The organism is Catellatospora chokoriensis (assembly GCF_011297315.1).
Lineage (GTDB): Bacteria > Actinomycetota > Actinomycetes > Mycobacteriales > Micromonosporaceae > Catellatospora > Catellatospora citrea.
This window is the reverse complement of record NZ_JAAOTI010000005.1, coordinates 45147-71260: the sequence shown is the minus strand read 5'-3', so window position 1 is coordinate 71260 and position 26114 is coordinate 45147. Positions and strand designations below refer to the sequence as shown.

Annotated in this window: 20 protein-coding genes; 8 read left to right on the top strand and 12 right to left on the bottom strand. The window is 71.8% G+C overall.

Going from position 1 to position 26114, the window contains the following annotated elements; translation table 11 throughout:
• Positions 1-85: 85 nt before the first annotated feature.
• Positions 86-1693, top strand: a complete 1608-nt coding sequence (locus HAV39_RS09600) for an ABC-F family ATP-binding cassette domain-containing protein (RefSeq protein ID WP_191838812.1) — start codon at positions 86-88, stop codon at positions 1691-1693.
• A gap of 84 nt (positions 1694-1777) precedes the next feature.
• On the opposite strand, the gene HAV39_RS09595 is transcribed toward HAV39_RS09600, so the two are convergent.
• Positions 1778-2446: a response regulator transcription factor gene (locus HAV39_RS09595; protein ID WP_191838811.1), complete on the bottom strand. Its 669-nt coding sequence runs from the start codon at positions 2444-2446 to the stop codon at positions 1778-1780.
• A gap of 43 nt (positions 2447-2489) precedes the next feature.
• Positions 2490-3701: a sensor histidine kinase gene (locus HAV39_RS09590; RefSeq protein ID WP_191838810.1), complete on the bottom strand. Its 1212-nt coding sequence runs from the start codon at positions 3699-3701 to the stop codon at positions 2490-2492.
• A gap of 111 nt (positions 3702-3812) precedes the next feature.
• On the opposite strand from HAV39_RS09590, the gene HAV39_RS09585 reads away from it, so the two are divergent.
• Complete coding sequence (locus tag HAV39_RS09585; protein ID WP_191838809.1) at positions 3813-5366, top strand: DUF1349 domain-containing protein; 1554 nt, start codon at positions 3813-3815, stop codon at positions 5364-5366.
• Positions 5367-5439: 73 nt separating this feature from the next.
• Here HAV39_RS09585 and HAV39_RS09580 read toward each other — a convergent pair whose 3' ends face one another.
• A complete protein-coding gene (locus HAV39_RS09580) occupies positions 5440-6702 on the bottom strand; it encodes an erythromycin esterase family protein (RefSeq protein WP_191838808.1) in 1263 nt (420 codons plus the stop codon).
• Positions 6703-6819: 117 nt separating this feature from the next.
• On the opposite strand from HAV39_RS09580, the gene HAV39_RS09575 reads away from it, so the two are divergent.
• Positions 6820-7575 (top strand): TioE family transcriptional regulator, encoded by a 756-nt coding sequence (locus HAV39_RS09575; protein ID WP_191838807.1) that lies wholly within the window; start codon positions 6820-6822, stop codon positions 7573-7575.
• 46 nt (positions 7576-7621) lie between these two features.
• On the opposite strand, the gene HAV39_RS09570 is transcribed toward HAV39_RS09575, so the two are convergent.
• Complete coding sequence (locus tag HAV39_RS09570; protein WP_191838806.1) at positions 7622-8323, bottom strand: class I SAM-dependent methyltransferase; 702 nt, start codon at positions 8321-8323, stop codon at positions 7622-7624.
• A 59-nt stretch (positions 8324-8382) separates the two neighbouring features.
• Positions 8383-8604: a hypothetical protein gene (locus HAV39_RS09565; RefSeq protein ID WP_191838805.1), complete on the bottom strand. Its 222-nt coding sequence runs from the start codon at positions 8602-8604 to the stop codon at positions 8383-8385.
• Positions 8605-8879: 275 nt separating this feature from the next.
• Here HAV39_RS09565 and HAV39_RS09560 point away from each other — a divergent pair, with 275 nt between their 5' ends.
• From HAV39_RS09560 to HAV39_RS09550, 3 genes are all read left to right on the top strand, one after another.
• Entirely contained in the window at positions 8880-10205 is a 1326-nt protein-coding gene (locus HAV39_RS09560) for a pectate lyase (RefSeq protein WP_191838804.1), read from the top strand.
• A gap of 223 nt (positions 10206-10428) precedes the next feature.
• Positions 10429-10860 carry a zinc metalloprotease gene (locus HAV39_RS09555; RefSeq protein ID WP_191838803.1) on the top strand — a complete coding sequence of 144 codons (432 nt, stop codon included), beginning with the start codon at positions 10429-10431 and terminating at the stop codon, positions 10858-10860.
• A 10-nt stretch (positions 10861-10870) separates the two neighbouring features.
• Positions 10871-11488 carry a hypothetical protein gene (locus HAV39_RS09550; protein WP_191838802.1) on the top strand — a complete coding sequence of 206 codons (618 nt, stop codon included), beginning with the start codon at positions 10871-10873 and terminating at the stop codon, positions 11486-11488.
• Positions 11489-11607: 119 nt separating this feature from the next.
• On the opposite strand, the gene HAV39_RS09545 is transcribed toward HAV39_RS09550, so the two are convergent.
• From HAV39_RS09545 to HAV39_RS09515, 7 genes are all read right to left on the bottom strand, one after another.
• Positions 11608-12111 carry a hypothetical protein gene (locus HAV39_RS09545; protein ID WP_191838801.1) on the bottom strand — a complete coding sequence of 168 codons (504 nt, stop codon included), beginning with the start codon at positions 12109-12111 and terminating at the stop codon, positions 11608-11610.
• Positions 12112-12146: 35 nt separating this feature from the next.
• Complete coding sequence (locus tag HAV39_RS09540; protein WP_191838800.1) at positions 12147-12872, bottom strand: M23 family metallopeptidase; 726 nt, start codon at positions 12870-12872, stop codon at positions 12147-12149.
• Between the two features lie 48 nt (positions 12873-12920).
• Complete coding sequence (locus tag HAV39_RS09535; RefSeq protein WP_191838799.1) at positions 12921-14378, bottom strand: nitrilase-related carbon-nitrogen hydrolase; 1458 nt, start codon at positions 14376-14378, stop codon at positions 12921-12923.
• Positions 14362-14937, bottom strand: coding sequence for a TetR/AcrR family transcriptional regulator (locus HAV39_RS09530; RefSeq protein WP_191838798.1), 576 nt, complete (start codon positions 14935-14937; stop codon positions 14362-14364). Before HAV39_RS09530 ends, HAV39_RS09535 begins: the two co-directional genes overlap by 17 nt.
• A 239-nt stretch (positions 14938-15176) precedes the next feature.
• Positions 15177-15944: a hypothetical protein gene (locus HAV39_RS09525; protein WP_191838797.1), complete on the bottom strand. Its 768-nt coding sequence runs from the start codon at positions 15942-15944 to the stop codon at positions 15177-15179.
• Positions 15945-16071: 127 nt separating this feature from the next.
• Positions 16072-18111, bottom strand: coding sequence for a ThuA domain-containing protein (locus HAV39_RS09520; protein WP_191839024.1), 2040 nt, complete (start codon positions 18109-18111; stop codon positions 16072-16074).
• A 123-nt stretch (positions 18112-18234) separates the two neighbouring features.
• A complete protein-coding gene (locus tag HAV39_RS09515) occupies positions 18235-21045 on the bottom strand; it encodes a PQQ-dependent sugar dehydrogenase (RefSeq protein WP_203736647.1) in 2811 nt (936 codons plus the stop codon).
• Between the two features lie 295 nt (positions 21046-21340).
• Between HAV39_RS09515 and HAV39_RS09510 the strand changes: the two genes are divergently transcribed.
• On the top strand, positions 21341-21859 hold the full coding sequence (locus tag HAV39_RS09510; protein WP_191838795.1) for a hypothetical protein: 519 nt from the start codon (positions 21341-21343) through the stop codon (positions 21857-21859).
• A 548-nt stretch (positions 21860-22407) separates the two neighbouring features.
• Positions 22408-25947 (top strand): LamG domain-containing protein, encoded by a 3540-nt coding sequence (locus tag HAV39_RS09505; RefSeq protein WP_239120921.1) that lies wholly within the window; start codon positions 22408-22410, stop codon positions 25945-25947.
• The last annotated feature ends 167 nt before the right edge of the window (positions 25948-26114 follow it).

Sequence of the window (26114 nt, the reverse complement as noted above, 5' to 3'; positions counted from 1 at the left end):
CGATGTGAGCCACTGACACCTTCCCGCGCCCGCGACCGAGGCACTGCCCGGCGGGCGGAAGAGTCGATCTTGTCGGTGGTGTTCCATGTCCTATTCCGCCCTGCTTGCCCATGATCTCGTCCGCACCCTCGGCACCCGCCGGGTGCTCGACGGCGTCAGCCTCACCGCGTCCCCCGGTCACCGGATCGGGCTGATCGGCGAGAACGGCGCCGGCAAGTCCACCCTGCTGCGGCTGCTGGCCGGGGCCGACGAGCCCGACTCGGGCACCGTCGTGCGCCCCGGCGACCTCGGCTTCCTGCACCAGGAGATGCCGTTCGACGCCGCCGCGACGGTCGCCGACGTGATCGACGACGCGCTGCGCGAGGCCCGTACGGACCTCGCCGAGCTCGACCGGCTCACCGCGGAACTCGCCGAAACCGCACCGGAGTCCCCCGGCTACCCGGACCTGCTCGCCGCGTACGGCGAGCGGCTGGACCGCGCCCAGGAGCACGAGGCCTGGGACGCCGACCGGCGCGCGGAGATCGTGCTGGCCGGGCTCGGCCTCGGCGGCATCGCGCACGAGCGCCCGCTCGGCTCGCTGTCCGGCGGGCAGCGCGGGCGGCTCGCGCTGGCCGCGCTGCTGGCCCGGCGCCCGTCGGCGCTGCTGCTCGACGAGCCCACCAACCACCTCGACGACGCCGCCGCGGCGTTCCTGGAGGAGCAGCTGCGCGGGCTGCCCGGGGTCGTCGTGGTGGCCAGCCACGACCGGGCGTTCCTCGACGCCGTCTGCACCGACCTGGTCGACCTCGACCCGGCCGTCGACGGCCCGGCCCGCTACGGCGGCAACTACACCGCATACCAGGCCGAGAAGCAGGCCGAGCGGGCCCGCTGGCAGCGCCGCTTCGAACAGGAGCAGGAGGAGCTCGACGACCTGCGCCAGGCCGCCTCGGTCACCGCGCACCAGGTCGCGCCCGGCCGCGCCAAGCGCGACAGCGAGAAGATGGGCTACGGCCACACCACCGGCCGGGTGCAGAACCAGATCTCGCGGCGGGTGCGCAACGCGTCGCGCCGCCTCGACGAGCTGGAACGCGAGCAGGTGCGCCGCCCGCCGGAGCCGCTGCGGTTCCGCGCCGCGCGGCTCGCGAGCACGTCGGCCGACGGCACCCTGCTGTCGCTGCGCGACGTACGCGTGCCCGGCCGGCTGGCCCTCGACCGGCTCGACCTGTCGTCGGCGGACCGGTTGCTGGTCACCGGGGCCAACGGCGCGGGCAAGTCGACGCTGCTCGCGGTGCTCGCCGGTCGGCTGTCCGGCGCGGGCGAGGTGCGGCGGCGGCGCGGGCTGACCGTGGGCCTGCTGGCCCAGGACACCGTGTTCGACCGGCCCGACCGCACCGCCCGCGAGACGTACGAACTGGCGCTGGGCCACGCGCGCGCCGAGGCCGTGCCGCTCGGCGACCTCGGCCTGCTCGCCCCACGCGACCAGGGCGCCCGGGTCGGCGACCTGTCGGTCGGCCAGCGCCGCCGGCTGGCCCTGGCGCTGCTGGTGGCCGACCCGCCGGAGCTGCTGCTGCTCGACGAGCCGACCAACCACCTGTCGCCGCGCCTGGCCGACGAGCTGGAGCAGGCCTTGGGCAGCGGTCCGGGCGCGATCGTGGTCGCGAGCCACGACCGCTGGCTGCGCTCCCGCTGGCCGGGCCGCGAGCTGCGGCTGTGACGGGCCTTCGGCAGTGCGGCCGAACGCGGCAGGCGATGGCAGCCCGGCCGGGCTCAGGCCGCGGCGAACACCGGGAAGGTCGGTTCAGGTCGCGGGATCGGCGATGCGGTAGCCCACCCCGGGCGTGGTCGTGATGACCGGCGGGCTGCCGAGCTTGCGGCGCAGCCGCCCGACGGTCACGGTGACCGTGTTGGTGAACGGGTCGGCGTGCTCGTCCCAGACCCGCTCCAGCAGATCCTCCGTGCTCAGGAACGCCGGGCTCGCCGACAGCAGCGCTTCCAGCAGGGCGAACTCCTTCACCGACAGGTCCAGCGGCCGACCGTCGCGGGTGGCGGTGCGGCGCACCGGATCGAGTTCGACGCCCGCCGCGCGCAGCGTCCGACCCCGTGCCGCGGGCCGCCTGCGGGCCAGCGCGCGCACCCGCAGCACCAGCTCCGGGAAGTGGAACGGCTTGCCGAGGTAGTCGTCCGCGCCCAGGGTGAGGCCACTGACCCGGTCACCGGGCGCGACCGCGGCGGTCAGCATCAGCACCATGGGCCGGTCGTCCCGCTCGGTGATCATCTGGCACAGCGTGTCGCCGTGGATGCCGGGCAGATCACGATCGAGGACCACCACCTCGTACGCGTTGACGTCGAGTTTCACCGCGGCGGCCACGCCGTCGTGCGCGACGTCGACGGCCATGCCCTGATCCCGCAGTCCTTCGGCCACCACCTCGGCGAGCGCGCGGGCGTCCTCGACCACGAGCACCCTCATGCCGCGGCCTCCCGCCCCGCCCGCTCCGGCGCCCCGATCAGCCTCACGCCGTCACCTCCTGCCGCGGCGAACCGACCGGCCCCGTACGCCGAACCTCCGGACTCGCCCGCGGCAGCGACACCGCGGCGCGCAGGCCGCCGGTCGGGCTGGCCCACAGTTCCAGCCGGCCGCCGTGCGCCTCGGCGACCGCCGCGACGATCGACAGTCCGAGGCCGGAGCCGTCGTCGGAACCGACGCGCTCCGCGCCCAGGCGCTGGAACGGCGAGGCGAGCCGGTCGACCTGCGCCTGCGCCAGCATCGGCCCGCCGGACTCCACGACCAGCTCGACCGTGCCGTCGGCGGCGGTGGCCGCGACCCGCAGCCAGCCGCCGTCCTCGTTGTGCAACACCGCGTTGTCGACGAGGTTCTGCGCCATCCGGGCCAACAGCGTGCCGTTGCCCTCGGTCCAGGCCTCGGACACGACGCCGGCGGTGTCGGCGGTCAGCTGCCTGGCCCGCATGTCTGCGGCACGGGCGGCCAGCGCCTGGGCAGCGAGGTCGGCGAGCGCCACCGGGGCCTGGTCGGCGAGTGCGCCGTGCTGCGCGCGCGCCAGCATCAGCAGCCCGTCGAGCAGGCGGTCCACCCGGTCGAGCTCGACGCGTACCCGCCCGGCGAGCGCGGCGGTCTGCGCGGGCACCGGCTCGGGCTTGGCGAGTGCGACGTCGAGCGAGGCCCGCATGGTGGCCAGCGGCGTACGCAGCTCGTGCGACGCGTTGGCGACGAACCGGCGCTGCGCCGCGAACGACGCCTCCAGCCGGGCCAGCAGCCCGTCCACGGTGTCCGCGAGGTCCTTGACCTCGTCCTGCGGCCCGGCCACGGCCAGGCGCTCGTGCAGGTTCTCGGCGGAGATGCGCCGGGTCGCGGCCGTGATCGTGCGCAGGGGCCGCAGCACCCGGCCCGAGATCAGCCTGCCCAGCAGCAGCGACACCAACCCCATCACCACCAGTGCGACCACCGAGCCGACGAGCAGCCGCCGGGACTGCATGGTCTGGAGTTCGTCAAGCCGGGTCTGCAGCTCCCGGATGTGCCGCTGCGCCACGGCGGGGTCCGCCTGCTGCGCGGGTGAGAACTGGCCGGGAGCGGGCTGGGTGTCGCTGACCGACGCCAGCACGTTGGTGAGCACCAGCAGCGCGCACCCGGACAGCAGGAACACCGCCGCGTAGAGCAGCGTGAACCGCAGCCGCACCGTCCTGCCCGTCCATCGCCGCCCGCTCATCAGCGCCTCCCCCGTCATGTCGCCGGTCTCCAGGATGCCGCGACCGGCCTAACAGCGGCATGACAGCGCCGGTTCGGCCCGTGTTACGGCGTGCTCCGTAGAACATCGGCCATGAGTACCCCCGACGAAAGCACCACTCCCCGCCTGCCGGCGCTGGTCCGGGCCGAATGGTCCGGGTTCCGGTCCGTTCGCGGCCGGATGGCCGCCCTGGCCGTGGCGGCGCTGGCCGTCATCGCGCTCGCCGTGCTGCCCGCGCTGAGCACCCACAGCTCCTGCAGCCAGGGCCCGGTGGAGGTGCCCTGCCCCACCGACCCGCTGGACCCGGACGGCCGGCCCGTCTCCGACCTCTTCTTCTTCGCGCACCGGCCGCTGACCGGCGACGGCAGCCTCACCGCCCGGCTGACCTCGATGACCGGGACCATCACCTACCCGCCGCCGGACCACGACGAGATCGTCGCCGGCGTGGTGCCGTGGGCGAAGACCGGGATCATCATCAAGGACGGACTCGGGCAGGGCTCCTCCTACGCCGCGGTGCTGATGACCGGCACGCACGGTGTACGCATGCAGCACGACTACACCCACGACACGGCCGGGCGGCCCGGCGGCGTGTCCCCGCAGGCGCCGCGCTGGCTGCGGCTGACCCGCGCGGGCGACACCATCACCGGCGAGGAGTCGGCCGACGGCACGTCCTGGACGCCGGTCGGCACCGCCCGGCTGGCGGGGCTGCCGGACACGGTACAGATCGGCCTGTTCGCCACCTCGCCGGGCGACCTGACGCTGGCCCCCGTCGGCCTCGGCGGCAGCATCGGTCAGGTGCGCTTCACCCAGGCCGTCGGCTCCTTCGACAACGTCACCACGGCCGGCGGGGTGGCGGCCGGCCCGTGGCGGGCCGACACCGTCGGCGAGCTCGGCCACACCGACTGGGAGAAGTTCCACCGCGCGCCCGGGCTGGTCGAGCAGGGCGGCACGCTCACCGTGACCGGCTCCGGCGACATCGGCCCGATCGGCACCGAGGGCGGCCGCACCTCCAAGGACACCCTCGTCGGCCTGTTCGTGGCGATGATCATCCTGGTCGTGACGGCGGCCCGGTACGCGACGTCGCGCCCGTCCGCCGGTGCCGCGCCCGGCGGGCGGCAGCTGGCGGCCCGGGCGCTGGTGCTCGGCGGAGCCGTGTTCGCGACCGGGCTCGCCGCCGTGGCGGTGTCCGTGCCGCTCGGCACGAAACTGCTGCGCGACGGCGGCAGCACGGTCGTCTCGGCGAGCCCGCTGACCGAACTGCGCGTCATGGTCGGGACAGCGGTGCTGCTCGCGCTCGTCGCCGTGCTCGCCCTGGCGCTCGGCGCGCTGCTGCGCCGGGCCTGGCTCGCGGTGACCGTGCTGCTGGCCGGGCTCGTGCTGCCGTACCTGCTGGTGGTCGTGCCGCTGCTGCCCGACGCCGTCGCGGACTGGCTGCTGCGGCTCACCCCCGCCGCCGGATTCGCGGTGCTGCAGACGCTGACGGCATACCCCCAGGTCACCATGCATTACGCGCCGTACGCCGGATACTTCCCGCTGCCGTGGTGGGCCGGGCTCGCGGTGACCTGCGCGTTCACCGCGCCGGCACTCGGGTTCGCGCTGCGCCGCACCCCGCAGCGGCCGGAGGCGTCGCCCGTCGACTGGCGGTGAGCGGTCACCGGTGCGGGAGCACGGCTCCTCCCGCACCGGTCTCTGCCCTGGTCGGCGGGCATCTCCAGCAGGCTCAGCCCTTGTCGGCGGGCACGTCCCGCAGGAACAGGATGCCGTCGCTGTCGGCGACGTGGACGGGGTCCCGCGGGAAGTAGCCGTGGTCGTCCGTGTTGTCCGCGCGCCGCACGGGTTCCACCCCGGCGGCGTGCAGCGCGGCGGCCAGGCGGCGGCCGTCGAGCAGGTAGCGGTCGTCCGGAAGCCTCGACAGGACACCCTCGAAGGTGTCGGCCGCCGGTGCCCCGAGGCCGCGATGGTGCATCGCGCCGACCGCCGTGGCCACGAAGGCATAGCGCTCGCCGAGGTCGGCGGCGGCGATCGCCCCGGCGGTCCACCAGGTCAGCGCCTGGTTGAGGTAGTCGGCCTGCCAGTGGCCCTCCTCGCGCTGCAGATGCCCGTTGTGCGCGAACACCAGCGTCGGGCCCCGGTCGGCCTCCCGCGCCTCGATCGCCAGCAGGTTCTCGGCCATCATCGTGTCGCGCGTGATCATGAGCTGGGCATACCGCGACGGCGAGGCGGCCGCCATGACCGCGTGGTAGCGCAGCAGGCCGGCAGCCGCACGCGCGTGCAGCCGGGCCCGCCACCGGTCCTCCTCCGGCGCGGCGGCGAGCAGTCGCGGCGCCTGTGCCAAGAGCAGCGCCCGCAGGTCGTCGGCGAGCAGCCGGAGCCGCACCGCCTCCGGCGACGAGCCGACCGACCGCGACGGGTCCATCGCCGCCGCCTCGTCGGTCCACCGGTCGTCGCCACCGGCGAGCTCCTCGATCAGGGCCGCGTCGTCCGGGAGCTGTCCGGGATCGCCCCAGACCGTCACGTGGTCGCGTACCTCGGTCAGGGCGTGGCGCGGGCTGGCGGCGTACATCATCTCTGTCGGGGCGTCGAAGCCGTAGAAGCGCAGCCGGTCGCCGTCCGGGCGGCCCTGGTTGTACTCCCGCATCCAGGCGACCAGGTCCCGGTTGCCCCCGAACGCGCCCCAGCCGTGGCTGACGCCGTGCGCCATGACGTCGTCGAGCGTGCCCGGGCCGCCCGCGACGTACGCGTCCACGGCCAGCCCGGCCAGGCAGTCGCTCTCCAGCGCGATCGACCGGTAGCCCTCATGTTCCACGAGATGGCGCAGCAGCCGGTTGCGCACCTGGAGGAACAGCTCCTCACCGTGGATGGGTTCGCCGAGGCCAAGCAGCCGCGGCCGGGACGGCAGCGCGTCGAGCAGTCGCGTCACGGCGGGCCCGGCGTCGTCGGTGAACGCCCAACCGGCGTCGGCCAGGGCGGAATGGATGGTCATCAGGTGTGATCCTCTCGACGAGTCGACACCTTCAACCGTATCGTTGAACCAACGATGTAAACTTTCTCTCGATCTTTTGCCAGTTTCGACCTCAAACCCTCAAACGATGGTCACCTCATGAGCGAACCGCGGCTACGGCCCGTCGACCTGGCCCGGGGGCAGGGGCTGTCCACCCAGGCGATCCGCAACTACGAGGAGGCGGGCATCCTCCCGCCCGCGGACCGCACCCCGTCCGGCTACCGCGTCTACACCGGGCTGCATGTCCTGGCGCTGCGCGCGTTCGCGGCCCTGGCACCGGGACACGGCCACCAGACCGCGACCGCGATCATGCGGGCGGTCAACGAGGATGCCGTCGAGGACGCGCTCGCCATCATCGACGACAGCCACCTGCAACTACGCGACGACCGGCGCACCCTCACCGCGGTCGAGCAGGGACTACGCGACCTGGCCGGCGCCGAGCCCGCGGTGTCCCGAGCCGCGGGCGCCTTCGTCGGGCCGCTCGCCCGCCAGCTCGGCGTCAAACCGGCGACGCTGCGCAAGTGGGAGCGGGCCGGGGTGGTCCGCCCGCGGCGAGATCCGGCGACCGGCTACCGGGTCTACTCCCCAGCCGACGTGCGCGACGCCCGGCTGGCGCACCAGCTCCGGCGTGGCGGCTACCTGCTGGAGCAGATCGCACCCCTGCTGGACCAGGTGCGGACGGCCGGCGGCGTCGCACCGCTGAAGGCGATGCTGGAGGACTGGCACGACCGGCTCGCCGGACGCGCCCGCGCGATGCTGTCGGGCGCCGCCGAACTGGACGCCTACCTGCGCGAACGGACCGGGCCGCCCGGTCCCGACCGGTCAGGCCGCCGACCTGCCGACCCGGCGCCCTGACCTCGGTGCCGCAGAGCACCGCGGTGCTTGAGCGGCAGCGACGAGTTCAGACAGGCATCAGGATCAGCCAGGCGAAGCCGAGCACGCCGCGGTAGCCGCCGAGGTACTCCTCGCGGCGCTGGTCGGCGAAGGCGCGGGCCTGCGGCGTGCCGACGTGCTCGATCCCGGCCCGCCAGTCGGACTCGAAGTCGTCCCACTCGGCGAGCGTCGACTCCGCGACGTGCATCGGCCGGAAACCGGCGGCCACCGCCAGGCGGGCGAGCCCGGCCAGATCGGGCAGGTCGCCGAACGCCTCGCGAACCTGTTCGGTGGGCTCGGTCCGGTAGAAGCCCTCGCCGAACAGCAGCCGCCCGCCTGGCGTGGTGAGCCGGTGCAGCGCGGCGAGCGCAGGGGCGGTCCCCTCCCAGATGTGACTTCCGCCGACGTTGACGACGATGCCGGCGGGCCGCGTCCAGGTGGTCGCGTCAGCGGTGTGGAAGGTGACCCGGTCGAGGCCGAGCGATGCCGCGCGGGCGCGTTCGGCGATCGCGGGGTCACATTCGACCCCGTCGCCACCGATGCCATGCGCGCGGCACAGCCGCCGGAGCAGCTCTCCACTGCCGCAGCCCAGGTCCAGCGCACGTCGACCGGAGTCCGCCGGGGCCAGCCGCCGGACGAGGCCGGCCACCCGCTCCTCGCTCAGCGGCGCGTTGTAGACGAGGTTCGCGGCGGCCGCGGCGAACAGCGGCTTGAGATCTTGGTGGGTCACGCGCCCACCGTAACCGGCCGACCGCGTGGGCCGGGGCAGGCCGCCTTCGCGCCCGGGCGTCAACTCTGCGGGGTGGGGCACATTTCCGACCAGCCGACGGCGCCGTGCCAGTCGGAGTAGGTGGCGTCGTTGAACACCAGGCTCAGCACGGAGCCGTCTGCCGCGCCGGCCAGGATGCCGGTCCAGCCTTCACGGGGCCCGCGAGCCGCACAGTGCCGGGCGACCGCCGGTCCCGCCGCCCGCCGTAGCCGTTCCGCCGGGGCCGGCGGCCGCACCCTCACCGGGCTCGGATCGCCATATGGAAGTCCGCCTGTTGACGGCGGATCGCAACGGGTCTACGGTCAGCACTCGGGAAGCGCTTTCCAAAGCCGGAAACACCGGTCCACCAGTGCCTGATCAGCACTGTCGCCATCGGACCGCGCACGTCCCGTGCCGTCGCCCAACGGCACGGTCCCCCGACCCGGAGGCACCCGTGGCATCTCGCCCGCTCCCCCGTTCCCGACCACGAACGTGGTCCCTCATCGCGGGGCTAGTCCTCGCCCTCACCACCGGCGCGATGGCACTCAGCCAGAACGCCTTCGCCGCCACCGTCTTCAGCGACAACTTCGAGGACGGCACCGCCGACGGCTGGTCCAAGTCCGGCGGCACCTGGACGGTCGTGACCGACGGCACCAAGGCCCTGCAGCAGGGCAACACCGGCACCGACAACGCCCGTGAGTTCGCCGGCTCCACCAGCTGGACCGCGTACACGGTCACCGCCCGGGTGAAGCCGCTGAGTTTCGGCAGCAACGGCCACGTCTCCCTGCTGGCCCGCTCGACCGGCGCGACCGTCTACTACCGGCTGTCCCTGCGACCGGGCAACTCCGTGCAGCTGCAGGCGGTCAACGGCAGCTCGGTCACCGTGCTGGGCAGCGTCACCCGCACCGTCGCCACCGGCACCTGGTACACCCTCGGCATCGAGGCCAACGGCAGCACCATCCGCGGCCTCGTCGACGGCACCGTGATCGCATCGGCCACCAGCACCGCGATCGCCAACGGCCGGATCGGGCTGCAGACCTCGTACAGCAGCGGCAACTTCGACGACATCACGGTCACCACCGGTGGCACGACGACCCCCACCACTCCGGCCCCGTCGGCGACGACGAGCCCGCGGCCGTCGGCGTCACCGTCGGCCCCGGCCTCCCCGTCGCCGACCGTGAGCCCGGCGCCCACCGGCTGGCCCACGCCGAGCGGCAGCGCGCCGGTCGACAACGGCACCATTGCGGTCAGCGGCGTCTTCGACGGCGGTATGAAGCGCTACTGCTGCATCGGTGACGGCGGCCAGGGCGAGAGCCAGGACCCCGTGTTCGAGCTGGCGCCCGGCGCCACCATCAAGAACGTGATCCTGGGCGCGCCGGCCGGTGACGGCATCCACTGCCTGGGCAACTGCACCATCGAGAACGTCTGGTGGGAGGACGTGGGCGAGGACGCCGCGACGTTCCTCGGCGGCACGAACTACTACGTGATCGGCGGCGGCGCCCGCGCGGCGTCGGACAAGATCTTCCAGCACAACGGACCCGGCACGCTGCACATCAGCGGGTTCTACGCGGAGAACTTCGGCAAGCTCTACCGGGCCTGCGGCAACTGCAGCTCGTCGTACCAGCGGCACGTGGTGATCGATAACGTGCGGGTCAAGAGCGGCGACGTCATCGCGGGTATCAACATCAACTGGGGCGACACAGCCCGGTTCACCCGGATCACCGTCCTCAACGACCCCGACCACGAAACCGTGATCTGCGACAAGTTCCACGGGGTCCCGAAGGGTAGCGAGCCCACCCACGTCGGCAGCGGCGCGGACGGCGTGAACTGCTTCTACAACGCCAGCGACATCACCTGGCAGTGAGACGGTGCCGCTGCCGGGACCGCGCGTCCCGGCAGCGGCCCGCCGGACGTCAACTGACGCGCACCGCACAGGTGCGTCCACCAAATCGGGGATTGATGCAATGAATGCTGTCTCATGGAGACGAACACGTCTTCGCGTCGGCGCGACACTGGCCATGACGGTCGCCGTGGTCGCGACGTTGTCCTCGCCTCAGCCCGCGCAGGCCACCACGTATGACCGCGGGATGGCGTTGCCGTCCTTCGCGGTGAAGCCGTACGACTACAACAGCCAGTGGCAGGGACCCATGGACCGGGCTCTCAGCTCCTGGAACGTGACGCCGACGCCCGTCTGGATCACCAAGTCGTCGTCGGCCCCCAACAGCATCGTGGCCGCGCAGTATCCCGGCGTGACCTGGTTCGGCCTGTACACGCCACACGGCTCGAAGCCGGGCAGGTACTTCGACATCAAGCTCAACTCGCTCAACCTCTCCAAGACGACGTACTACTTCGACAGGTTCGTGACGCAGGTTCTCGTCCACGAACTCGGCCATTCGCTGAGCCTGGTCGACAATCCCGTGACGTCCCAAAGGTCGATCATGACGTACGGCCTCGACCACTCCCTCTACTACGTGCCGCAGCAGTACGACATCAACGACGTCAACAACTACTACGGATAGAAAGCGGGTCATGATGATGAGACGCCTCAAGCCCGCACTCGTCGTGGCTGTCGTGTCGGTTCTGCTCGGTGCCGCGGCGTGTTCGTCGCAGCCGGTGTCGTCGGAGCCCGAGACGGTCACCATCAGCGGTTCCTACCCGGGATACGCGTCGGTCAAGCAACTATGGTCGACGGCCGACCTCGTCATCGAGGGCACCGTGCAGCCAGGCGGCCGGGTGATCGTGATCATGCCGGTCGCCGGGGACGGCACCGATCCCCAGGCCGATCCGGGAGGGTCGCTCGACGGCCTCACCGAGGAGGAGGCCGGCCTGGTCTACACGGTGCGCACCGTGCTGGTCAGCCGGGTTCTGAAAGGCAAGGCCTCGGCCGGTCAGCAGATCGAGGTCAAGGAGATGGGCGGCACCCGCAACGGCGTCCGGTACGTCGAAGAGGGCGCCACGCCGCTCACCGAGAAGAGCCGGGTGCTGCTGTTCCTCCAGACCTACCCCGACTCGGCCGCGTCACTGCTGAACCCGCAGCAGGCCAGGTTCGATCTGGACGGTGCCGGGGGCTACCGGTCGCTGCCGGGCAACGCGCTCCGCGCCACCCCGGCCGACCTTGACGCGCTGCGGGCGGGTCGGGCGGGTTAGCCGACCGGCTTACCCGCCCCGGCAGGGCGCAACGACGGAGGTCTGCGGTGTCTCGGCTGCCGGAAGAACCGAGAACCGCAGACCTCCGGCCCCCGGTTTCATAGGTGCTGGACGGACCCCTACGGATCCCTCGGCCCCTGGCTCGCGAACCAGCCTGCCACGAGCACCAGCGCGGGCGGCGCGAGCACGGCCAGCAGGCCGCCGAACAGCCACGCCAGGACCGGAGGATCAGCGAAGGCCACGCGCTCGGCCACCCACAGCGCCGCGCCCCACGCGGCCAGCGGCCCGACCATCACGGTGAAGATCGAGGACAGGCCCGTCCTCATCGCGCGCGCCACGCGGGCCGCCCCGACGGCCAGCCGGCAGATCAAGGCGACGTACAGCACGATGACGACGTCGTGGCGGGTGTCGAGCCACCACGTGGCACCGAACCAGCACAACGCCACCGTGGCCGGGAAGGCCAAGAAGATCCTGGCCCGCAGCACGGTGGCGGCCTGCTCGCCGTACCGCGCGGGGTCGATGTGGCCGACGTGGACCACGTGCGGGGCCAGCCAGGGGATCAGCAGGATGAGCAGTTGCGCGGCGACCAGGATGGACACGTCGAGTGTCAGGTTGCCCGTCATCACATCGATGATACTGACTTCTTGCCCGTCCCGCGTCAGTGATTCACGTCGGCGGCGGGCAGCGGTGCGACGATCGCACCCTCGCCCGGCACGCCACTCTGCCTGATCAGGAACCGGTCCGCACCGCGGGGCCGTTCGCGGAAGTGCCGGAACGCCATCGGCACGCCACGGGCGACGGACAGCTCGGCGCTGTCCATGACCTGCAGGTGCACGTGCGGCTGGGTCGAGTTGCCGGAGTTGCCGCAGTCGGCGAGCCGGTCACCCGCCGTCACCGGCGTGCCCACGGCGACGCGCAGGGAGCCGGCACGCAGGTGGACGAGCGCCACGAACACCCCGCTTCCCCGCAGCTCGATGACCACATGGTTGCCGGCGATCGCCCGCACCCCCTGCCGCAGCCGTCCCGCCTGGCCCAGCACGTACGGCACCAGGGCCAGCTGCGAGCGCCGCCCGGCGTGATCGGGTTCGCCGTCGCGGGCCGCGACGACGATGCCGTCGGCGGGCGCCAGGATCGGGCGGCCGAAGCCGAAGTAGCGGTCGGCCGGTTCGGTGGCGAGCACGGTACGCCAGTCGCGGTGGCCCGCGCTGCGGCCGCGCTCGTCCACCCCGACGAAGTCGATGGCATACCGCGAGCCCATCAAGTCGGTGCCGTGGCTCGGAACCCGCCGCGCCGGGCTGTTCCTGGCCAGCCACAGCCCGGTGAACGGCAGCGACAGGACGACCTCGCGCATCGCCCGCCCTCGCGCAGGCAGCCCTTCCCCCATGTCCGCAGCGTAGGCGCACCACGCCAGACGGGCCGGCCGCGTGCCCCGTCAGCGGCGTGACGTCCGGAGCCGGACCAGGCAGCCGGCGACGAACGCCAGGCAGAGCCACGCGAACCAGTCGCCGAGCCGGGCGTACGGCGTGCCACCGGAGCCGGCGCGCACCGACACTGTCGCGCTGGTGGAGCCCGTGCCGGTGACCGCATCGGCGACCAGGCGGCCGCGGGAGTCCGCGGCGACCAGACGGCCGCGCCCGGCGGGCCGCAGCACGGTGATGCCGTTCTCCACCCCGCGCACCACTGCGATCCGGCTGTGCAGCCAACCGTCACGGTCGAAGTCGAGCGCGGGCACCAGCAGCACCGTCGCCCCCTGCCTGCCGTACCCGCGCGCCGGCTCGGGATGGTCGAGGTCCTTGCAGATCGCCAGACCCGTGCGCGAACCGGGCAGCCACACCAGCCGGTCCCCAGCGGTGATGTGGTCCTCCCACCCGGTGACCAGGTGCTGCTTGTCGTACCGCACCGCGCCGGTGCCGCCGTACGCCATCGCGATGTTGTGCACGCCGGCCTGGTCCCTGAGGGTGAGCCCGACGACGATCGTGATCCGGTTGCTCCCGGCCACGCCGCCGATTCTGCGGCCGAGGTCGGCAAGTTCCGCATCAGTCACTTTGAACAGCTTCTCTGGCAGCACCAGCACGGTGGCGCCCGCAGCACCGGCCTCGGCAGCCCGGCCCAGGTAGCTCTCCAGGACCCGCTGGGCCTCGGCGGACGCGATCGGCAGGGAGTCCTCGGTCTGCCGCACGTCGGCCAAGGCGACCGTCGGGCTCGGACCAACCTGCCCGTCCTGCAGGCGCAGCAGGCCGTATCCGGCCACACCGACGACCAGGACGGCCCCGGTCGACAACAGGCGGGTCCATGCGTCGCGTCGCGTCGATGCCGCCGCCCCGATCGCGGGCAGCGCCATCAGCAGGAAGCCGACGCCCCAGATCCCGGTCACCGAGACCACCTGGATCACCGGCAGCACCTCGGCCTGGGCGTAGCCGATGGCGGAGAACGAGCCTCCCGGGGAGAACAGCGACACCAGATACTCGGCACCTGCCCAGGCGGCCGGTCCGGCGAGCACGGCGGCCACCGGGCTGCCCCGGCGCAGCAGCGCGCGATACAGGGCGACGGCCCCGGCGAAGGCGAGCGCCTGCAGCACCAGGAACCCAGCCACGACCAGGGCCGGAACCTCCAGGATCACCGTGTAATAGGTCCACATGTTCAGGCTTCCGACCGCCCAGGCGAGGAACGCGGAGGTGCACGCGGTCCGCCCGGACACCCGTCCCGCGACGGCGAACACGGGCAGCGGGGCCAGCCAGGTCAACCACGGCACGGGTGCGAGCCCGGTGCCGAACCACACCAGTGCCGCCGACACGACGACGGCCAGCGCCGGCAGGACGCGTCGACTGCTGCGGCCTTGTGCCGGAGCCACATCCGTGCGCTCCGGTGCGACCTCAAGCTCGGTTGCCATCGAGCACCTTCCCGACGAGTTGGTGAACCAGTGCGCGGAAGTCCGGCTCCGGCAGGTCGATCCGGCCGCCCCGGAACAGCTGGACCAGGCCGTGGATGAGCGCGGCGACAGTCAGCGCCAGCGGCCACACGTCCTGGTCGCGCAGCACGCCCTGGCGGATGCCGTCGGTCAGCGCACCGGCGACGAGGTTCATCGAGGGCGAGCCGCCCGCCCGGAAATCGTCGGGCCAGCGCCGCGCGCCCTCGCGCGGATCGGTGAACACGAAGTCGTACAGGTGGGGCTGGCCGAGTGCGAAGTCGAGGTGGTCGTCGAGAAGCTCCGTCACGCGCGTGTCGAAGTCGGCCACCGCGGGCCGGGCGGCCCAGCGCTCGGCGATCTCGGCGAAGCCGGCCTCGGCAATGGTCGCCAGGAGTGCCTCACGGTTGGCGAAATGCCGGTAGATGGTCATCGGCGTGACTCCGGCCGCCGTCGCCACGCGCCGCATGCTCACCGCGGCCGCGCCCTCGGCGAGCAGGATCTCGCGTGCGATCTGCACCAGACGTGCCGCCGTCGCGTTCATGTCTACACCGTAGACGCAGGTCTACGGTGTAGACAAGACCCCCGTGCACGAGTCCGCAGCCTGGTGTGCGCTGCTACGGTCCCTCCGTGCAGAACGAGGAACTGACGCGGACAGCTGCCGAACTCGAAGGTGCGACCCGCCGACCCTGGCGGTGAGCCGCCGGACGCCGCCGTGACGACGACGTGGCCGCCTGCCCCCGTGGCGGGCGGACACGTCATCGCGCTCGTGGTGGGTGGGTGTCAGCCGGTGGCGGCCAGGGTGATCGACCAGCCGTCGGCGAACGTCGTGCCGGCGACCGGGCGGGCGGAGACGACGCAGCGGCCTTCGTCGGGCCAGAACCAGCCTGCCGAGCGGGCTATCGCCTGCCAGCCGTCCAGTTCCGCGTCCACGGCGGAGCCGTAGTTCGCCAGGCCGAGCCGTCGCCATACCTCGTAGTAGGCGATCCAGTGCGCCTCCTGCTGGCCGTACCAGCAGACGGGGCCGGGCGCGCCCAGCAGCCGCTTGCCGGGCAGGTAGAAACCGTCGGCGAGCGCGGTGTAGAGGGCTTCGCGCACGTGGCGGCGCACGATGTCGACGAACGGGACGCCGTACGCGACTGCCGCTTCCGCCGTCTGGTGCGGCCAGGGCTGACCCTTGTCCCGCTTGGGCGGCTTGGGGTCGAACAGCGGCGGGGCGATCCTGTCGTCCATGGTCCCGCGCAGCCTGGCCAGTGACGCGGCCAGGTCACTGGCCAGCGGTGGGCGTCGGCCCAGCGGCGGATCGGTGACCCAGGTGTAGAGGTCCTGCAGGGTCGGCAGGTGCCGGACCAGCGGCTGGGCCTCGTGGGGAGAGCGGACCCAGACGAACTCGGGTCGGGGCCGGCCGAGTCTGCGGTAGACCTCGGTGAGGGCCTGTTCGGCGACGGCCTGGCCGGTCGGTCCGCAGGCCGTGCCGTAGCCGTGCCATTCGTCGCGGACGGCGGCTGCCTGCTGCCAGAAGGCGGCACGTTCGTGCCGCGGGGCGGTCATGCCGCGAGGGCGCGCACGCCCTTTCGTACAGAGGAGATCATGGCGCTGATGATCGCACCGGATCCGATATGGCGCAACGGGATATGAGCGGCGGGCCGCCAGACTTGGCGGCCCGCCGCTCGGCTGGCTACGGCATGGTCCACTTCTGGTTGGCCGCGCCCGCGGTGCACGTCCACAGGTGGACGACGGTGCTGTCGGCGGAGTTGTTGCCCGACACGTCCAGGCACTTGCCCGACTGCGGGTTGCGCAGGGTCTGGTCGGAGGACTGGTAGGTCCAGTTCTGCGCACCGGAGCCGTTGCACGTCCACAGCTGGATCTTCGTGCCGTTGGCGTTGCCGCCGCCGGACACGTCCAGGCACTTGCCCAGCGCACGCAGGGTCTGCCCGTTCTGGGTCCAGGTCTGGGCCGTCGAACCGTTGCAGGTGTAGATCTGGATCTGCGTGCCGTCGGCGGTGCCGCTGCTGCGCACGTCCAGGCACTTGCCGGCCAGGCCCTTGATCGGCCCGGTGCCCGGCGTGGCGGTCTTCACGAAGGTGAAGTCGTCGACGTCGAACAGGCCCGTGCCGGTCCCGGTGAAGGTCAGGTACACGTTCTGGTTGCCCGAGGGCACCCCGGTCAGCGTGGTCTGCACGTTGGCGAACGTGCTCCAGCCGCCCGTGTTGGGCACCGCGACCGTGCCGAGGATCGGCCCGGTCGTGGAGCCGGTGCGCACCTGGATGCCGCCGCCCGCGCCGCCGGACACGACGCGCGCCCGGAAGGTGGTCGCGCCGCCGACGTTGACGCCGTTGTACGCCGCCCAGTCGCCCGGCTCGATGTAGCCCAGCGTCTGGCCGTTGTTCGCGCCCGCCTTGGTGAACGCCTGCACGCCGCTCTGGCTGCTGAACGACTCGGCCTGCACGGTCACGTCACCGACCGGCGGCGTGCCCAGCTCCTTGATCCGGATGTTGCGGAACTGGGCGGTGTCGGCCGCGCCGTGGTTCTGGATGCCGATGTGGCCGGCCAGGTCACGGGCGGCGTTGGTGTTGGTGAAGTCGTTGATCAGCACGCCGTTGAGGTAGATCCGCAGGCGCTGGCCCTCGACGAGCAGCTCGTAGGTGTTCCACTCACCGGGGGCGTTGAGCGCCGCGTCGCGGGCGGCGATGTTGGCCGACTGGAACGTGTACACCGAGCCGGTGGTGCGGTCGGCGCTGTCGGTGGCGTCGATCTGGATCTCGTAGCCGTTGTCGACCGCCGACCACGGGTCGGTCGACGGCGGGAAGCCGATGAACACGCCCGAGTTGGAGTCGCCGGTGAGCTTCCAGTCGAGCTTCAGCGAGTACGAGGTGTACTGCTTGGCGCTGTACCAGTAGAGGCCCATGCCGCCGACCGTGGTCAGCGTGGCGTCGGAGTTGGTGAGGCTGCCGGGACCGGCCTGCGACCAGCCCGTGGTCGAGCCGTTGAAGATCGGCGTGTAGCCGGTCTCGGGGCGGCAGTCGGCCTTGCTGCGCCCGGCGGCGTACCGGATGCCGCCGAGCAGGTGGTTGCGGAAGTTGGCCTCGCTGTAGGAGGCCTGGGTGTGGCCGCCGCCGGTGTAGAAGGACCGGCCGCCGTCGTACGCCTTGCACCAGGCGTGCGGGTGGTCGGCGCCCATGCCGCCGCCGCTGTACGACGACTCGTCGAGCGTCGCCAGCACGTGCGCCGTGCTGCGGGCGTTGGTCTGGTAGTTGTACCACTCGTCGGTGCGGGTCCAGGTCTGCGGCAGGTGCCCGGTCGCGGCGTGACCGCGGTCCTCGACCTTGACGTTGGCCTGCTGGATCGCCGGGTGCGAGGCGAACCACGCGCCGACCAGGTTGCCGTACCAGGGCCACGAGTACTCGGTGTCGGACGCGGCGTGCACGCCGACGTAGCCCTTGCCGGAGCGGATGTAGTTCTCGAACGCGGTCTGCTGGGTGGCGTCGAGCACGTCGCCGGTGGTGTTGAGGAAGACCACGGCCTCGTACTGGGCCAGGTTGCTCGCGTTGAACTGGGCCGCGTCCTCGGTGGCGGTGACGGTGAAGTTGTTGGCCGCGCCCAGGTCCCGGATGGCCTGGGTGCCCACGGCGATGGAGTCGTGCCGGAAGCCGGCGGTCTTGGAGAAGACCAGCACGTCGTACGGGGCGTCGGCGGCGGCCGCCGGGCAGGCGGTCATGGCCACCACGGTCAGCGCGGCGGCTGCCACGCCGATCACGGGTCGAAGGATTCGCACGTTGATGCTCCTTTCACGGACGGGAACGGTCCGGGCGGGCGGGGCTGCCCGCCCGGACCGGGTCGATCAGGGCAGGGTCCACTTCTGGTTCGCGGCGTTCGCGGTGCACGTCCACAGGTGGACGATGGTGCTGTCGGCGGAGTTGCCGCCCGACACGTCCAGGCACTTGCCCGACTGCGGGTTGCGCAGCGTCTGGTCGGACGTCTGGTAGGTCCAGTTCTGCGCACCGGAGCCGTTGCAGGTGTACAGCTGGATCTTGGTGCCGTCGGCGCTGGCGCCGCCGGCGATGTCCAGGCACTTGCCGAACGCCCGCAGGGTCTGGCCGTTACGCGTCCAGGTCTGCGAGCCGGTGCCGTTGCAGGTGTAGATCTGGATCTGCGTGCCGTCGGCGGTCGCCCCGCTGCGCACGTCCAGGCACTTGCCCGCCAGCCCCGTGATCGGGCCGACGCCCGCCGCCGTGGTGAAGGTGAACGAGTCCAGGTCGAACAGCGCGCCGGTGCCGCCGCTGAAGGTCAGGAACAGCGGCGTGGTGGTGTTCGGCGGGTTGGTGATCGTGCCGGAGACCGTCGCGAACGTCTCCCAGCCGCCGGTCACTCCGACGGTGGCCGAGCCGAGCACGGTGCCGGTGGCCGACCCGGCCCGGATCTGCAGCGTGCCGCCCACGCCACCCGAGGACACCCGGGCGGTGAAGCCGGTCGCGTTGCTCAGCCGGTACGGCGTGAACGAGATCCAGTCCCCGTTGTGGATGTCACCGACGGTCTTGCCGCCCTCGGCGGTGGCCTTGGTGAACGTGTTGATCCCCTGCGAGGTGCCGAAGTGCTCGGCCTGCCGGTGCCGAGGTTGCAGCGTGTGCTGGGTGTGCGTGGTCAGGCCCTGGTTGTCGGTGTACTCCGCGTCGAAGATCGCGAAGATGTTCGCGGCGTCGTCGTGCTCGCCGTCGACCGGGATGGTGATGGTGCCCGAGCAGCCGGTCTTCGAGGTGATCTGGTGGCCGTGCTGGTCGTGGCCTAGCACGTAGGTCAGCTTGACCCGCGCGCAGTCGATGGTGCCGTCACCGGCGTCGGTGACAGTCAGCGAGTAGCTGACCGTGTCGCCGAAGGCGAACAGCTGGCCGTTGCCGGGACTGTTGATGGTCACCGCGGGCGGGGTGTTGCCGACCGTGACGACGACCGAGTCGCTGCCGGTCGCGCCCTGCGGGTCACGCACCGTCAGCGTCGCGGTGTAGGTGCCGTTGGTGCTGTATGTCTTGCTCGGGTTGGCGGCCGTGGAGGTGGTGCCGTCGCCGAACGCCCACGAGTAGGTCAGCGCGCCGCCCTCCGGGTCCGAGGAGCCTGCCGAGGAGAACGCCACCGTCAGCGGGGCCGCTCCGGCGGTGGGGGTGCCCTCGGCGTTGGCGATCGGGGCCCGGTTGCCGGTGCCGATGTACTCGAACCGGTACAGCGCCGAGTTGGCGTCGCCGTTGAAGTAGCCGGTGCCGTAGTCGAGCACGTACAGCGCGCCGTTCGGACCGAACGCCGAGTCCATGACCTGCTTGCCGGTCCACGGGAACGAGTCGATCGTGCCCCGCGAGCCGTCGGCGTTGACGTGGATCGGCTTGATCCAGCCCCGGCCGAACTCTGTGGCGAAGAACTGCCCGTCCATGTCCTGCGGGAACTTCACCGTCGAGGTCGAGGCGGCGTCGTAGCGGTAGACCGGGCCGCCCATCGGGGACTCGGAGCCGCCGCCGAACTCGGTCGGCGTGCCGCTGTCACCGCCGTACTTGATCCAGGCGGGCCGGGCCGCGGGCAGCGTGGACAGGCCCGTGTTGCGGAACGAGTTGTTCGTCGGGCCGCCGGTGCAGTTGAACTTCGGGCCGGTGGACGCGGTCGCGAAGTTCCACTCGTTGTAGGTCTCGGTGCTGGTGTTGGCACCGGTGCAGTACGGCCAGCCGTAGTTGCCCGCCGAGGTGATCCGGTTGAACTCGACCTGCCCGCTCGGGCCCCGGTTGGCGTTGGTGGTGCCCGCGTCCGGGCCGTAGTCGCCGACGTACACGACGCCGGTAGCCTTGTCGACACTCATCCGGAACGGGTTGCGGAAGCCCATCGCGTAGATCTCGGCGCGGGTCTGCGCCGTGCCGGGCGCGAACAGGTTGCCGGACGGGATCGAGTACGACCCGTTGGCGTTGACCTTGATGCGCAGGATCTTGCCGCGCAGGTCGTTGGTGTTGCCCGCGGAGCGCTGCGCGTCGTAGGCGGGGTTGCGGTCGGTGCGCTCGTCGAGCGGCGCGTAGCCGTCGGACGAGAACGGGTTCGAGTCGTCGCCGGTGGACAGGTAGAGGTTGCCCGCGGCGTCGAAGTCGATGTCACCGCCGACGTGGCAGCACAGGCCCCGGTCGGCGGGCACGTCCAGCACGTTGACCTGGCTGCCCATGTTCACCGTGAAATCGGCGTTCAGGGTGAACCGGGCCAGCCGGTTCACGCCCTGCCACTGGGTCCAGCTGGTGCCGGTAGCGGGCGCGTCCCCGGCCGGGGTGGACAGCGGCGGGGCGAAGTAGAGGTAGATGTAGCGGTTCGTGGCGAAGCCCGGGTCGACGCCGACGCCCTGCAGGCCCTCCTCGTCGTGCGAGTACACGGGGATGGTGCCGACCACGGACGTGGTCCCGGCCGCCGTGGTGCGGCGCAGGGTGCCGTTGCGGGCGGTGTGCAGCACGGACAGGTCCGGCAGCACGGCCAGGGACATCGGCTCGCCCATCTCGGCGACGCCGCGGGCCATCTCGACCTGCTGGAACTTGGTCGGGTCGATGGTGTGCGCCGCCGCGGGGGCGGTCGTGGTGGCCACGGCCGTCAGGGCCGAGCCGGTCATCAGCAGCGCGGCAGCGGCCGCCCGCCATAGCGTCATGTGCCTACGTGGATGTCTTATGGACATAGCCGTCCAACCCTTCCTGACCGGGGGTACGCCAGGCAGGGCGCGCGCCGTCGCGCCTGATGCCGGGGTGGGCTTGGGGGTAACCGCGCCGCCGGTTACATCGACGAAACATTGTGGAGCCGTGACGGACACACTAGGGACTTTTCATCGAGGTGTCCATACTTTCCGATGCGTCGACGCAAAGTTTTGTCGCGACGATCGAAAGTGGAGCGACGATCCTGGTCAGCGGCCCGGTTTCGGCGCCGGGTGCGGGCGGGTATCAGGCGGCATGAACCGCAACCTGATCCGGACGCTGCGCTACGCCTGGGAGCGGCCGGAGTTCCGGGCCGGCCTGCAGCACCTGATCGACCTCGACCAGGTGACCGCGCTGCTGGCCGCGCTGTCCACCGAGGACCGCGACCACGAGCAGGACCGCCGCGCGATGGACCTGCTGCGCTCGGCCCTGGACTCCCCCGAGATCCGCCGCGCGGTGCTGCTGCTCGTCGAGTCCGACGACATCCGCCTCCAGCTCGCCGCCGCCATCGCCGAAGGCCTGCCCGGCCGCCCCGCCCTCGCCGTCGCGATCGCCGCCGCCCTCAACGACCCCCGCGTCCGCGCCCAGCTCCACGACGCCCTGGAAAGCCCGCAGGTCCGCGACCTGCTCCTGCGCGCGGCCGAGGACGGCGCTCAGCACCACCGCTGGTCCCTGGCCCGCCAACTGCTCGTCCTGCTGGCCCGCCACCGCACGGCCCGGCGCCTGGCCTGGTCCCTACACCGCCACGGCCTCCTGCGCGCCCTCCGCGAATGACAGGAAGGGCACCGACAAATCGCCCATCACGGTGACATACGCCAAGGTCAACATAACGTTTAGGTAACGGATACTGATGAAGTGGTCGCCCTGGCTGCGAAGTTGCCAGGTAGCGGTCGATGCAGCTCGAGTATCGCGCGTGACCGGCAAGCCTCCGTGCCGTCCATGGCCCTCGATGCCGGCGGGGGTGGCCCATGGGCCGGTGAGACGCACACGGCGACAGGCGAGGGCGAGAACCCCTCTGCCGCGTGCGGCTTGCGGTCCGCATCCATCCGATGTGGTGCGCCGATGGTGCGGCGATCGATCCACGGAGGGTGGCTGCCGCACCTCGGAGGCGTGCATCGATAAGGGGTGTGACCTGCCACAACGCAGATCACTAAGAGGTGCCCCCCAACTACACATAGTCATCTTGACTGGTAAAGCGCCCTTCCTATTAAGGTCCCGCCTTGCCGGCTGCAGTGTGCCGGTGTGGACAGACGAAACGGGGTGGGGCCTTGACGGCCAAACTGACAACCAAGTGGCGCGTGGGACTTTCGTCACTGCTGGGCATGGCTCTCGCAAGCGGCGCTCTGATGACGGTGTCCTCGCCGTCGGCGGCCGCGGCACCCTGCGGGCGGCTGGCCGGCACGGCGGGCGAGGCCGCCGCGATGGCCGCGGCATGCGGCACGCGGGTCGAGATCGACGAGTCGCGCACTGAGCTGACGACGACGTACGCCAACCCCGACGGGACGCGCACGTTCGAGTCGTCCGTGGTCCCGCTGCGGGCACGCAAGGCTGACGGCTCCTGGGCCGACGTCGACCTCGCGTTGGCCGAGAAGGGCGGCGCGCTGCGCCCGAAGGTCTCCGCAGCCGACGTCCGGTTCTCCATCGGCGGCGCCGAGCCCCTGGTGACCTTGGTCAAGGCCGGTAAGACCATGACCATGTCCTGGCCCGGCAACCTGCCCGCGCCGACGGTCACCGGCGACAGCGCCACCTATGCCGGCGTGCTGCCCGACGTCGACCTGGTCGTGCGGGCCACCCACACCGGCTTCACCCACGTTCTCGTGATCAAGACGCCGGCCGCGGCGGCCAACCCTGCGGTCCGCCAGATCCAGTTCGGCATCGGCGGCGACGCCAAGCTCCAGGCCCGGTCCGGCGGCCGGATGGTCGCCCAGGCGGGCAACGTCGTGCTCGCCGCGGCTCAGGCCCCGGTCATGTGGGACTCGAAGGACGACACCCCCGCCGCCGCGCAGCGGCGCAGCGCCCTGGGTGCCGAGCTGGCCGGGGGCACCGGGATCTCCAGCGCCGTCGCTCCCGGCGACCGCGCCGGCATCGCCCCGGTCCAGGCCACGCCGACCGCCGGCGGGCTGACGCTGGCACCCGACACCAAGCTGCTGTCCGACCCCGCCAACTTCCCGGTTTACGTCGATCCGGCGTGGGACTCCGTGGACAACCCGCGCTGGGCGTACGCCACCAGCAACAACGAGAACAACGACACCACGGGTGCCCGGGTGGGTCTCAACCCGGCCACCGGCGCGCTCTACCGCTCGTTCTTCGAGTTCCCGACGACAGGCAAGAGCGGCGGGTCGCTCAAGGGCAAGTACATCCATTCCGCGTACGTGCAGATGGGCCTGGATCACTCGTGGTCCTGTGGCGACACGCCCTCCTACATGTACGCCGGCCCCGCCCTGTCCGGCGTGCCGAAGGCCTCCTGGTCGGCGATGACGCTGACCGCGCTCAGCACCGCCGCGTCGGTCTCGGCGCACGCCAACGAGGGCAGCGGTTGCGCCGACTCCCCGCAACCCGACGTCACCGTCAACTACACCGGCAACGGCGTGCGTGACCACGTGCGCTCGGCCGCGAGCGGCAACTGGAACCTGATCGTGTTCGGGTTCAGCGCCGGCAGCACCACCGGCGGCTCCGGCGAGTCCACGCAGGACCGCTGGAAGCGCTTCTACACCAACAAGGCCAAGCTGATCGTCGATTACGACAGCACCCCCGGCAAGCCCAACGCGCTGCAGGTCTCGGGCGTCACCTGCCCCACCACCGGCGTCATGGGCATCGGCACGCTCACGCCCACGCTGTCGGCGATGCTGCCCGATGCCGACTCGCAGACACTGCGGGGCGCGTTCGAGTGGGTGGAGGTGCCCGCGTCCGGCAATCCGGATGAGGCCACGGTCAAGAACCGTGTGACGCCCGACCCGACCGCCACGGCCAACACCCGCGCCACGACCGTGCCGATCACCATCACGGCCGGCAAGACGTACGCCTACCACGTGACGGCCGTCGACGCCGCCCCGTACAGCCAGTGGAGTGGCTGGGGCGCGTGGTGCCAGTTCAAGGCCGACACCGCCAAGCCGATCAAGCCGACGGTGACGGTCACCGGCGGCGGCACCAGGGCCGGTGGCGAGGTCACCATCACCCTGAGCACCACCGAGACCGACGTGACGAAGTTCCGCTACAGCTGGTCCGGCACGCCGACCACCGAGGTCGCCGCGACGGGCACCAGCCCGAAGACCGCCACGGTCAAGCTGACCGTGCCGCGCTTCGGCACCAACACGCTGTCCGCACTGGCCGTCGACAACGTCAACAACGTCGGCAACCTCGGCACGGCCGAGATCAACGTCGGCCGTCCCGCGCCGCCGGTGGCTCAGTGGGGCCTGGAGACCTACCCCGGTGTCGACCAGGCCGGTGCGCTCTCCGACGCCCAGCCGGCCCCGGCCAACTCGCCGCTGACCGCGACGAACGTGACCTGGACCAAGGACTCCCGCCTGGTCGGCGGCCACACCGCCGCCTTCAACGGCAGCACCTCGCTGGCCGCCACCAGCGGCAGCGTAGTCAACACCGCGGGCTCCTTCAGCGTGGCGGCCTGGGCGCGGCTAGGCGTCATGCCCACGGCCGATTACAAGATCCTCACGCAGGAGGGCGCCGACGCGGCCGGGTTCTCGCTGGGCGTCCGCTTCATCGGTGACCCCGCCAAGCCCTACTGGACGATGGTCATGAAGGACACCTCGGCCCAGGGCGGCGGCAGCACCACCAAGGCCGCGTACTCGCCGGTCGAGATCACCACGGCCGACGTCGGCAAGTGGACCCACCTCGCCGCCGTGTACGACGCACCCGCCAAGAAGATGCGCCTCTACGTCAACGGCGAGCTCAAGCACGAACTCGACCGCCCGGCCACCCCGTGGTCGGCCACCGGCAAGTTCGTCATCGGCCGCGGCTTCGGCGCCGGTGTCGCGGAGAACTGGTGGAACGGCCAGATCGCCGACGTGCAGGCCTTCGACCGGGCACTGGTCGCTCAGGACTTCACCGGCCAGCTCGCCTCCGAAGCCGGCTCCAGCGGCTTCGACGAGCCCGGCATGCTCAGCCCGCTCAAGGTTGGCACGTGGGACTTCACCGGCCTCGGCCCCTGCTGGGAGCCCATGCCGGAGCCGGGCCTGTGCGAGGCGCTGGAGTTCGGCGGCTTCGCCCGCCGGCTGTCGCTGACCGCGGGCACCGACGTCAGCCAGGGCCTGCGCGGTGAGGCGCTGTGGCTGAACAAGGCCCACTGGGACACCACCCTGACCGACCCCACGACCGAATTCGGCTGGTCGCAGTCCAACACCGCCACCCCGGAGAACCCTGTCTGGCAGGACGGCAGCGTGCTGCGCACCGACGACTCGTTCACCGTGTCGGCGTGGGCTCGCCTGGACGACGCAGCAGGCAACCACGCGGTCGTTTCCCAACGCGGCAACACCGAGAGCGCCTTCGCCCTCAGCGCCATCGGCGGGAAGTGGAGCTTCAACGTCGCCGACGCCGACAACTCCACCGCCGCGCAGGTCAGCGCGCAGTCCGTCACCCCCGCACAGGTCGGCGAGTGGACCCACCTGGTCGGCGTGTACGACGCCGGGCGCAGGCAGCTGCGCCTGTACGTCAACGGCGTGCTCGAGCGCACCACCGCGCTCACCTGGGACGTCATGGCCTCCACCGGGACGCTGACCGTCGGCCGAACGCGGTACCACGGCGCCGACATCGACTACCTGCTCGGCAGCGCCGATGAGGTGGCCGTATACCAGGGCGCGATGACCGACGCCCAGGTCAAGTCGCTTAACGACTCCTACGACAGCTGATCCACCTCCGTCAGGGGCAGGGCCGCACGCGGCCCTGCCCCGCATTCGCCACGCCCGCGGGCGTGGCGTGACCCCTCAACCCCAGTCGCGACCGCTCGGTCGCGCCTATCCGAAAGGACTACTGTGTCACGCACAGTGCCTGGCCCGACGTTCAGCCGCAGGCTGCG

Excerpts from the sequence above, each read along its gene's own strand:
- HAV39_RS09580 (WP_191838808.1), bottom strand. The coding sequence starts at position 6,702 with ATGACCATCCATTCCGCCCTGGCCGACGCCGGTTGGGCGTTCACCGAC.
- HAV39_RS09600 (WP_191838812.1), top strand. The coding sequence starts at position 86 with ATGTCCTATTCCGCCCTGCTTGCCCATGATCTCGTCCGCACCCTCGGC.
- HAV39_RS09595 (WP_191838811.1), bottom strand. The coding sequence starts at position 2,446 with ATGAGGGTGCTCGTGGTCGAGGACGCCCGCGCGCTCGCCGAGGTGGTG.
- HAV39_RS09525 (WP_191838797.1), bottom strand. The coding sequence starts at position 15,944 with ATGACCGCCCCGCGGCACGAACGTGCCGCCTTCTGGCAGCAGGCAGCC.
- HAV39_RS09555 (WP_191838803.1), top strand. The coding sequence starts at position 10,429 with ATGGCGTTGCCGTCCTTCGCGGTGAAGCCGTACGACTACAACAGCCAG.
- HAV39_RS09540 (WP_191838800.1), bottom strand. The coding sequence starts at position 12,872 with ATGGGGGAAGGGCTGCCTGCGCGAGGGCGGGCGATGCGCGAGGTCGTC.
- HAV39_RS09545 (WP_191838801.1), bottom strand. The coding sequence starts at position 12,111 with ATGACGGGCAACCTGACACTCGACGTGTCCATCCTGGTCGCCGCGCAA.
- HAV39_RS09585 (WP_191838809.1), top strand. The coding sequence starts at position 3,813 with ATGAGTACCCCCGACGAAAGCACCACTCCCCGCCTGCCGGCGCTGGTC.
- HAV39_RS09560 (WP_191838804.1), top strand. The coding sequence starts at position 8,880 with ATGGCACTCAGCCAGAACGCCTTCGCCGCCACCGTCTTCAGCGACAAC.
- HAV39_RS09510 (WP_191838795.1), top strand. The coding sequence starts at position 21,341 with ATGAACCGCAACCTGATCCGGACGCTGCGCTACGCCTGGGAGCGGCCG.
- HAV39_RS09550 (WP_191838802.1), top strand. The coding sequence starts at position 10,871 with ATGATGATGAGACGCCTCAAGCCCGCACTCGTCGTGGCTGTCGTGTCG.
- HAV39_RS09590 (WP_191838810.1), bottom strand. The coding sequence starts at position 3,701 with ATGAGCGGGCGGCGATGGACGGGCAGGACGGTGCGGCTGCGGTTCACG.
- HAV39_RS09520 (WP_191839024.1), bottom strand. The coding sequence starts at position 18,111 with ATGACCGCCTGCCCGGCGGCCGCCGCCGACGCCCCGTACGACGTGCTG.
- HAV39_RS09505 (WP_239120921.1), top strand. The coding sequence starts at position 22,408 with ATGGCTCTCGCAAGCGGCGCTCTGATGACGGTGTCCTCGCCGTCGGCG.
- HAV39_RS09575 (WP_191838807.1), top strand. The coding sequence starts at position 6,820 with ATGAGCGAACCGCGGCTACGGCCCGTCGACCTGGCCCGGGGGCAGGGG.
- HAV39_RS09530 (WP_191838798.1), bottom strand. The coding sequence starts at position 14,937 with ATGAACGCGACGGCGGCACGTCTGGTGCAGATCGCACGCGAGATCCTG.
- HAV39_RS09515 (WP_203736647.1), bottom strand. The coding sequence starts at position 21,045 with ATGACGCTATGGCGGGCGGCCGCTGCCGCGCTGCTGATGACCGGCTCG.
- HAV39_RS09535 (WP_191838799.1), bottom strand. The coding sequence starts at position 14,378 with ATGGCAACCGAGCTTGAGGTCGCACCGGAGCGCACGGATGTGGCTCCG.